The sequence below is a fragment of the Kitasatospora sp. NPDC057198 genome (assembly GCF_042670125.1).
GTDB lineage: Bacteria > Actinomycetota > Actinomycetes > Streptomycetales > Streptomycetaceae > Kitasatospora.
In genome coordinates, this window is the sequence record NZ_JBHUWH010000314.1 from 1 (window position 1) to 9,596 (window position 9,596).

A 9,596-nucleotide genomic window follows, 5' to 3' on the forward strand; every position below is an offset into this window, starting at 1 on the left:
GGTTCGCGCGGGGTGCGCAGCTCGAACAGCTCGGCGAGGCTGATCGACACGCCGCTGGTGTTCTGGAACTCCTGCATCGCCAGCGCCGCCAGCATGGAGTTGCCGCCGGAGGCGAAGAAGTCGCTGTCCACGTCGAGCCCCTCGTCCCGCAGGACGCTGCGCCACAGGACGGTCAGCTCGGCCGTCAGGTCGTCCGGCCGCTCCCGGGGGCGCTCGTCCGGGCCCGGTGCGGCCGCCGCCCGCCGGGCCTCCACCGTGCGCTGCAGCGCCGGGTAGTCGACCTTTCCGCTGCCGTTGAGCGGCATCGCGCCGACCGGCACCAGGTCGCCCGGCAGCATCGCCCGGGACAGCCGGGTCCGGGCGTGCTCCCGGACGTCCGCCAGGTCGATCGGGCCGTCCAGGCCCTCGGCCGGCTCCAGGCAGCCGATCAGCACGCCGTCCGTGCCGGGGTCGCCGACCAGCAGCACCGCGGCGCCGCCGACCTGCGGGTGGGCCAGCAGGACCGCCTCGATCTCGCCCGGTTCGATCCGGTTGCCGCGCAGCTTGAGCTGCCGGTCGGCGCGGCCGAACAGGTCGATCAGGCCGTCCGCCCGCCAGCAGGCGACGTCCCCCGTCCGGTAGAACCGGCCGTGCTCGGGATGGGTGCCGAAGCGCTCCGCGTTCAGGTCCGGCCGGCCGTGGTAGCCGATCGCCACGCCGGTGCCCGAGATGCACAGCTCGCCGCGCACCCCGACCGGCAGCTCGCGGCCCCGCCCGTCCAGCACGTGCACCTTCGTGTTGCGGATCGGCCGCCCCACGTCGAACCGGCCCTCCGGCGGCTCGGACACCACCCGGGACGTCGACCAGATCGTCGTCTCGGTCGGCCCGTACGCATGGTGCAGCACGCAGCCCGCCCCGACCAGCCGCCGGGCCAGCGCCGGCGGCACCGGCTCGCCGCCGACGATCACGCCGACCCCGGACAGCCGGTCCGCGACCCGGTCGGCCACCAGCCGCCAGGTGGTCGGCGTCGCCTGGACGAAGCGCGCCCCGTAGCACCCGATCAGCTCCCGCAGCACCCGGCCGTCGCTGCGGGCCGCGTCGGGCGCCACCGCCAGCCGGCCGCCGGTGACCAGCGGGACGAACAGCTCCAGGCCGGAGATGTCGAACGCGAAGGTGGTCGTCCACAGCGTGGTGTCGCCGGGCCCGGCGCCGAACTGCTCGGCGAAGTGTGCGACCGCGTTGCCGAGCGCCGCGTGGCCGACCAGCGTGCCCTTGGGGCGGCCGGTCGAGCCCGAGGTGTACATCAGGTACGCGCACGCCTCCGGGTCGACCGCCACCGGCCCGGCCCCGGCGAGCGGCGGCGCCTCCTCGACCGGCGGCACCACCAGCACCGCGACGTCCCCGGCCGCGCCGTCCGCGACGCCCCCGTCCGCGGCCAGCAGCACCCGGGTCGCCGAGTCGGACAGCTGGTGGCGGATCCGCTCCCGCGGGTGGGCGGTGTCCACCGGCAGGTACGCCGCGCCCGCCAGCCACGCCCCGAGCACCGCCGCGGCCAGCTCGGCCCCGCGCGGCAGCGCCACCGCGACCACGTCCCCGGCCCGCACCCCCGCCGCCCGCAGCCGGGCCGCCACCGCGTGCGCGGCGCTCCACAGCTCCAGGTAGCCGGTCTCCCGCTCCCCCTCCACCACGGCCACCGCGCCCGGCGCCAGGGCCACCCGGGCCCGGACGGCCTCCAGCACGGTGGCGGGCTCGACCGGCCCGGCGGTGTCGTTGGCCGCCCCGACGACCGCGTGGTCCCGCGCGCTCCACCAGCCGACCCCGGCCAGCGGCCGGTCCGGGCCCTGCGCGAACGACTCCAGCACCGCCTCCAGGCGCGCCAGCAGCAGCTCCGCGTACCCCGCCTCGAACAGCTCGGTGCGGTACAGCGCGCCCAGCACCAGCGCGTCGTCCGCCGCGCGGACGGACAGCCGCAGGTCGAACTTGGCGAAGCCGCCGCCGACCGGGAACGGCACCGCGCGCCGGGCGCCCGCGGCGTCCAGGGCGGGCGCGGCGTCCCCGGGCGCGGCATCCAGGGCGGGCGCGGTGTCCCCGGGTGCGGCCGGTCCGCCGCCCGCCCGGTACTCGAACACGTGCCGGAACGGCAGCGAACGGCGTCCCGGTGCCGCGGGGGGCAGCACCTCCGGGTGCGCGTCCACCGCCACGTCGGCGTGCGCCGCGCCCGAGCGCAGCTGCTCCGCGCAGCGCCGGACCAGGACGCGGACCGGCTCGTCCGGCTCCGGCCGCAGCCGCAGCGGCACGTGCGTGACGTGGGCGCCGACCGCCCCCGCGGCGTGCTCCGGGCGGACGTCCACGGGGCAGCCGACCAGCAGGTCCGGCCCGGCCCCGCACGCCTCCAGCAGCACGCAGTAGGCGGCCAGCAGCACCGCGTCCTCGCCCACCCCCGCCCCGGCGGCCAGGGCGCGGACCCCCGCGACCGTGCCGGGCCCCAGGGCGCGCCCGGTACGGGCCGCCGCCAGGGTCGGCCGCTCCGGCTCCGGCGCGGTGCAGGCCAGCTCCATCGCCCCGGCGTCCGCCCCCGCCAGCTCGGCGCGCCAGTGCGCCAGGCTCCGCGCGCCCGCCTCGGCCCCGGACCAGTCGGCGGCCGGGCGGAAGGCGCCCGGGTCGCGGTACGCGGCGGCCAGTTCGGCCAGCAGCAGCGGCCCGGACGGTTCGTCGAGGACGAGCTGGTGGGCCGTCAGGCAGAACACGTCGCGCCCCGGGGCGCGGAGCAGCACCGCCCGCCACATCGGTCCGCCGTCCAGTGCGAACGGCGCGTCCGCGAACGCGGCGAGCGCGGCGTCGAGGGCGGCGTCGGGGGCGCTGTCGGTATCGGTGTGGGCGGCGGGGGCTGTGTCGGGGATGGTGTCGGGCGCGGCGTGCTCGGGCGGGCCGCCCGGCAGGACCACCCGGGCCAGGGCGACCGGGAACGCCTCCGGGGCCGACACCCGCCGGGTCAGCCGGGTGCCGTCACCGCGGTAGGTGGTGCGCAGCGCCGCGTGGTGGCGCACCACGGCGGCCAGCGCCGCCTCCAGGCGCGCCGGGTCGAGCCCGCCCGCGACGGCGAACGCCGTGGACAGGTTGTTCACGGCGGTGCCCGGCACCAGCGACTCGTACAGCCACAGCGCCTCCTCCCGGGGGGAGGCTCCCGCGTCGCCCGCCGCGTCCGCCGGCTCTCGCCGTTCCGCGGAAATCATCACGTCATTCCTCCAGCAGTAGCCAGTCCGTGCGGATCCCCGGCTCTTCCCCGGCTCTCAGATCCCCAGCTCTTTGTCGATCAGGTCGAAGATCTCGTCGTCCGTCGCGCCGATGATGTCCTCGTCGGAGGGGGCGTCCTGCCCGGCGTCCTGGCCGTCCGGGGCGGCGCCGCGGAACTCCTCCAGGAGCTGTTCGAGCCGGCCGGTGATCCTGCCCTTCTGGCCGCCCCGGCGCGCGATGCTCCCCAACATGCCCCGCAGCCTCTCGAGTTCGTTCAGCACCGGCTCGTAGTCGATCTCCTGCTCGGCGATCCGGCCCTGCAGGTAGCGGGCCAGTTCGACCGGCGTCGGGTAGTCGAAGACGACCGCGGCGGGCAGCCGCAGCCCGAGCGCGCCGGTGATCCGGTTGCGGAACTCCAGGGCGGTCAGCGAGTCGAACCCGAGCCGGCGGAAGTACCGGTCGGCGTCGACGGACCTCGCGTCGGGACGGTTGAGCACCAGCGCCGTCTGGCTCAGCACCAGGTTCAGCACCGCCTCCTCCAACTGCTCGGGCGGCAGCGCGGCCAGCTGGTTCAGCAGGTTCCGGCCCCCCTCCGGGACGGACCGCACCACCGTCCGCCGCCCCGGCCGGACCAGCCCGTTCAGCAGCGCGGGCACCGTGCTGCCCGGACGGCGCAGCGCGGGCAGGTCCAGGCGGGCGGTCACCAGCAGCGCGTCCCGGGAGGCGGCCGCCGGTGCTCCGCCCGGGGCGGGGGCCGGCGACCCGACCGCCGCGTCGAACAGCGCGAGGCCGTCGGCGGCGGGCAGCGGGCGCAGGCCCTGCCGGGCCATCCGCTGCCGGTCGGCGTCGGCGAGGCCGCCCGCCATGCCGCTCTCCCACGGCCCCCAGGCCAGCGAGGCGGCGGGCAGGCCGAGACGGCGGCGGTGGGCGGCCAGGGCGTCCAGGAAGGTGTTGCCGGCCGCGTAGTTGGCCTGGCCCGGGGTGCCCCAGACACCGGCGATCGAGGAGAACAGCACGAACGCGTCGAGCGGCCGGTCGCGGGTCAGCTCGTGCAGGTGCCAGGCCGCGTCCACCTTCGGGCGCAGCACCGACTCCAGCCGTTCCGGGGTCAGCGTGGCGAGCAGGCCGTCGTCCAGCACGCCCGCCGTGTGCACGACCGCCGTGAGCCGCTCCCCCGCCGGCCGGGCGGCCAGCAGCCCGGCCAGCTGGGCGCGGTCGGCGACATCGCACGCCTCGACCTCCACCTCGACGCCGGACTCCTGGATCTCGGCGGCCAGTTCGGCCGTCCCGGCGGCCGCGCGGCCGCGCCGCGAGACCAGCAGCAGCCGCGCCGCCCGCCCGGTCGCGGCCAGGTGCCGGGCGACCAGGACGCCCAGCGCGCCCGACGCGCCGGTCACCAGGACGGTACCCGGGGCTCCGGTGGCGGCCTGCGTGCCGGTGGTGGCCTGCGTCCCGGTGGTGCTCTGCGTCCCGGTGGTGCTCTGCGTGCCGGTGGCAGCCTGGGTCCCGGTGGGCGCGGTGGCGGGTGTGCCGTGGCCGGTGGCGGCCCTGGCCAGGCGGGGGACGCGCAGTTCGCCGTCGCGGACCGCGAACTCCCGCTCCCCCAGGGCCGTTCCGGCCGCCACCAGGGGGCCGGAACCGGCGAGGGTGTCGACGTCGGCCAGGACGATCCGCTCGGGGTGCTCGCCGGCCGCGGCCCGGACCAGGCCGACCACGCCCGCGCTCTCCAGGCACAGGTCGGCGTCCGATCCGGCGTCCACGGCCCGTTCGGTCACCACGACCAGGCGAGCCCCGTCCAGCGGACCGGCCGCCAGGCAGTCGCGGAGCAGTTCCAGCGTCCGCAGCACGGCCTCCCGGGCCGCCGTCGGGACGTCCGGGCCGGAGTCCGCGTCGGAGCCCGCGTCGGAGTCCGCGTCGGCGGTAGCGGGGGCGGGGGCGGGGAGGCAGCCGATCAGGATCGTCTCGGGCACCGCGACGCCCGCCGCCGCCACCGCGAGCAGGTCCGCCAGGTCCGCGTACCCGACCGCGCCGGGCACGGCGAGGCCGCCGTCGTCACCGAGGACCGCCCACCGGCCGCCGGGCGGCTCGGTCGCGGCGACCGGCACCCAGTCCACCCGGAACAGCCCGTCCCGGGCGGCACCCGCCGCCTGGTCCAGCGCCTCCACGGCCAGCGGGCCGAGCACCACCGACTCCACCGAGGCGACCGGCCGGCCGCCCTGGTCGGCCAGCGCCACCGACACGCCCTCGCCCGAGGCCGCCGGGGCCACCCGGACGCGCACCGCCCGGGCGCCCGCCGCGTGCACGGCCGCCCCGCTCCACGCGAACGGCAGCACGGGCGCCTCACCGCTCGCGTGCTCCAGCACCACCGGGTGCAGCGCCGCCTCCAACAGGACGGGGTGCACGCCGTACCCGGCCACCTCCGCGCCGTCGGCAAGCGCCGCCTCGGCGAACACCTCCTCACCACGCCGCCACACCGCCCGCAGCGCCCGGAAGTCCGGGCCGTACGCGTGCCCGACGGCCGCCAGGCGCTCGTACAGCTCCGCCGGGTCCACCTCCTCGACACCCGCCGGGGGCCACTGCACCGCCCAGGACGAGGCGTGCTCGGCGTCCTCGGCGCCCACGGCGTCCGGGGCCAGGGTGCCGGACGCGTGCCGCACCCACTCCCCCTCGGAGGCCCGCGCGAACAGTGCCACCTCCCGCAGCCCGGCCGGGTCGGCCTCGCCCACGGTCACCTGGAGGCGCACGCCGCCGCGCTCCGGCAGCACCAGCGGCAGGTCCACCGCCAGTTCCTCGACCCGTCCGCAGCCGACCTCGTCACCGGCCCGCACCGCGATCTCCACCAGCGCCGACACCGGCACCACCGCCCGCCCCGCCATCGGCGCATGGGCCAGCCAGGGCTGGGCGGCCAGCGACAGCCGCCCGGTCAGAACAAGCCCACCGGTCGCCGGCAGGTCGACGGCCGCCCCCAGCAGCGGGTGCGCAGGCGTTCCGAGCCCGAGGTCCTCGGCCCGGCCGGCCGCGACGGGCGTCAGCCAGTAGCGCTGGTGCTGGAAGGCGTAGGTCGGCAGGTCCACCCGCCGGGCGCCGGGGAACAGCTTGCCCCAGCGGACCGGGACGCCCCGGACGAACGCCTTGGCGAGGCCGGTCAGCAGCGCCCGGGGCTCGTCGCGGCCCCGGCGCAGCAGTGCGATCCACGCCTCGTCGGTGGGGGCGGTCTCGGGATCGGTGGCGGTGGCGGGAGTGGTCCCGGTGGCGGGAGTGGTCCCGGTGGCGGTCTGGGGGCCCATGCCGGACAGCACGCCGTCCGGGCCGATCTCCACGAACGTCCGAACACCGGCTGCACGCAAGGCGTTTGCGGCGTCGGCGAAGCGGACGGCCTCGCGGACGTGCCGGACCCAGTAGGAGGGGTCGGTCACCTCGTCGGTGACGGGGGCGCCGGTGAGAGCGGAGACCATCGCCAGTTTCGGCACGCGGTAGGAGACCGAGCCGGTCACCCGCGCGAACTCGGCGAGCATCGGCTCCATCAGCGGCGAGTGGAAGGCGTGCGAGACCTGGAGCCGCTTGGTGCGCGCGCCTTCTTCGGCCAACTCCTGTGCGGCGGCCAGGACTTCCGCTTCCACGCCGGAGATCACCACGGCGGTCGGCGCGTTGACCGCGGCGATACCGACACCCGGACGGTCCGCGATCGCCGCCAGCGCCCGCTCCTCGGTCACCTCCACCGCCACCATCGCGCCACCGGTGGGCAGTTGCTGCATCAGACGGCCACGGGCGGCGACCACCGCGCACGCGTCGTCCAGTGACCAGACACCCGCGACGTGCGCGGCCGCGAGCTCGCCGATCGAGTGGCCCGCCACCACCTGCGGAACGACACCCCACGACTCGAGGAGCCGGAACAGCGCCACCTCCACCGCGAACAGCGCCGGCTGCGCCCACCCCGTCTCATTGATCTCGCCCTCACCGCGGATCACCGCGGCGAGCGAGCCGTCCAGGTGCTCGGCCAACGCCGCACACACCGCGTCGAACGCCTCCGCGAACACCGGGAAAGCCTCGTACAACCCCAGACCCATGCCCACCCGCTGGGCACCCTGCCCGGTAAACACGAAGCCGAGCCTGCCCGGGTTCCCGAGCGTGCCGGTCACCACCTCGGGCGTCTCGACGCCCTCGGCCAACGCCCGCAGACCACCGGCCAGTTCGTCGCCGTTCGCGCCCAGCACCACCGCGCGGTGCTCCAACGCCGCACGTGCGGTCGCCAGCGACAGACCCACGTCCGCGAGGTCCGCGTCCGGGTGGGCGAGTTCGGCCAGGCGGGCGGCCTGACCGGCGAGGCCCTCGGGCGAACGCCCGGAAACCAGCCACGGCACCACCGGCAGCGCCCGACCCTCCGGGCGGGGCTCGTCGGCCGGGACGGCCGCCGGGGCCTGCTCGATGATCACGTGCGCATTGGTGCCGGAGAACCCGAACGAGGAGACGCCCGCCCGGCGGGGGCGTTCGCCCGTCTCCGGCCAGGACTGGGCCTCGGTGACCAGGCGGACGGCGCCCGCCTCCCAGTCGATGTGCGAGGACGGCGCGTCCACGTGCAGCGTCGCCGGAACCACACCGCGCTGCATCGCGGCCACCATCTTGATCACGCCCGCGACACCGGCCGCAGCCTGCGCGTGCCCGATGTTCGACTTCACCGACCCCAGCAGCAACGGCCGCTCAACCGGCCGGTCCTGACCGTAGGTGGCCAGCAGCGCCTGCGCCTCGATCGGGTCACCGAGCTTGGTACCGGTGCCATGACCCTCGACCACGTCCACCTCGGCGGCGGACAGACCCGCGTTCGCCAGCGCTGCCCGGATCACCCGCTGCTGCGACGGACCGTTCGGAGCCGTCAGACCGTTGGAGGCGCCGTCCTGGTTGACGGCCGAACCCCGGACGACGGCAAGGACGTTGTGTCCGTTGCGGCGGGCGTCCGAGAGGCGTTCCAGGACCAGCATGCCGACGCCCTCGCCCCAGCCGGTGCCGTCGGCCTGCTCGGAGTACGCCTTGCAACGGCCGTCCGCAGCGAGTCCACCCTGCCTGCTGAAGTCGATGAAGGTGCCGGGCGTCGCCATCACGTTGACACCGCCGGCCAGCGCGAGCGTGCTCTCGCCCGAGCGCAGCGACTGGCAGGCCAGGTGCAGGGCGACCAGCGAGGACGAGCACGCCGTGTCGACGGTCACCGCCGGGCCTTCCAGGCCGAGCGTGTAGGAGACCCGGCCCGAGGCCACCGATCCGGTGCCGCCGGTGCCGAGGTAGCCCTCGACCTCCTCCGGCACGAAGTGCGAAGGCAGGTAGTCGTGGTAGAAGAGCCCCGCGAACACACCCGTCGCACTGCCGCGCAGAGCCGTCGGGTCGATGCCCGCGTCCTCCAGCGCATGCCAGGAGGTCTCCAGCAGCAGCCGCTGCTGCGGATCCATCGCCACCGCCTCGCGCGGACTGATCCCGAAGAACTCGGCGTCGAACTCGCCTGCCCCGTACAGGAACCCGCCCTCACCCGAGACGCTCTTGCCGACCGCGTCCGGATCCGGATCGACCAGGTCGGTCGACCAGCCGCGGTCGGTCGGGAAGGCACCGATCGCATCACCACCCGAACTGAGCAGCTCCCAGAACTCGTCCGGGGAGGCGACCCCGCCCGGGAACCGGCAGGCCATCCCCACGATCGCCAGCGGATCGTCGTCCACCGGCCCCCGGCCAGTGGCCGGAAGCCCGGTACCGAGTGCCACCGGGCTTCCCTCGCCGACGAGTTCGGCCAGCAGGAAGTCGGTCAGGGCAGCGGGGGTCGGGTAGTCGAAGACGGCGGTGGCGGGCAGGCGCAGGCCGGTCACGGTGCCGAGTCGGTTGCGCAGTTCGACGGCGGTGAGCGAGTCGAAGCCGACGTCCCGGAAGGACCGTTCGGCGTGCAGGCTGCCCGGACCCGCCATGCCCAGCACCAGGGCGGCCTGCGACAGCACCAACTCCCTTACCGCGTCAAGGCGTTCGTCCGCACTGAGCGGCGCCAGCCGGGCGGTCAGCGCGTTCCGGCCGCCCGCAGGGGACCCGGCGGCGGACCGTCGGGTGCGGGTGGGGCGGACCAGGCCGGACAGCAACGGCGGCACCTCGCCGGAACGTTGCAGGGAGGCAAGGTCCAACTCGGCGGTCACCAGCAGGGGTTCGGGACGGGAGACGGCAGCGTCCAGCAGCGCCAGACCGTGCGCGTCCGACAGCGGACGCATCCCCTGCCGCGCCATCCGACGACGGTCCGCCTCCGTGAGACCGCCCGCCATCCCGCTCTCCCACGGCCCCCACGCCAGCGAGACAGCAGGCAGACCGAGACAGCGACGGTGCGTGGCCAGCGCGTCCAGGAAGGTGTTGCCGGCCGCGTA

The 9,596-nt window shown here is 76.4% G+C and carries 2 protein-coding genes and 1 pseudogene; all 3 read right to left on the reverse strand.

Translation table 11 applies throughout. The features are described 5' to 3' along the window. A partial coding sequence (locus tag ACFUEL_RS28065) for an amino acid adenylation domain-containing protein (RefSeq protein ID WP_380239559.1) occupies positions 1–3,212 on the reverse strand: 3,212 nt, incomplete at its 3' end. 57 nt (positions 3,213–3,269) lie between these two features. Continuing rightward, complete coding sequence (locus ACFUEL_RS28070) at positions 3,270–9,461, reverse strand: SDR family NAD(P)-dependent oxidoreductase (protein ID WP_380239560.1); 6,192 nt, start codon at positions 9,459–9,461, stop codon at positions 3,270–3,272. 54 nt (positions 9,462–9,515) lie between these two features. Continuing rightward, positions 9,516–9,596: pseudogene (locus ACFUEL_RS28075) on the reverse strand (KR domain-containing protein); the annotation flags it as partial.

What these genes read in the sequence shown, in the direction of transcription:
- ACFUEL_RS28070 (WP_380239560.1), bottom strand. Translation starts at nt 9,461, where the DNA reads ATGGCGCGGCAGGGGATGCGTCCGCTGTCGGACGCGCACGGTCTGGCG.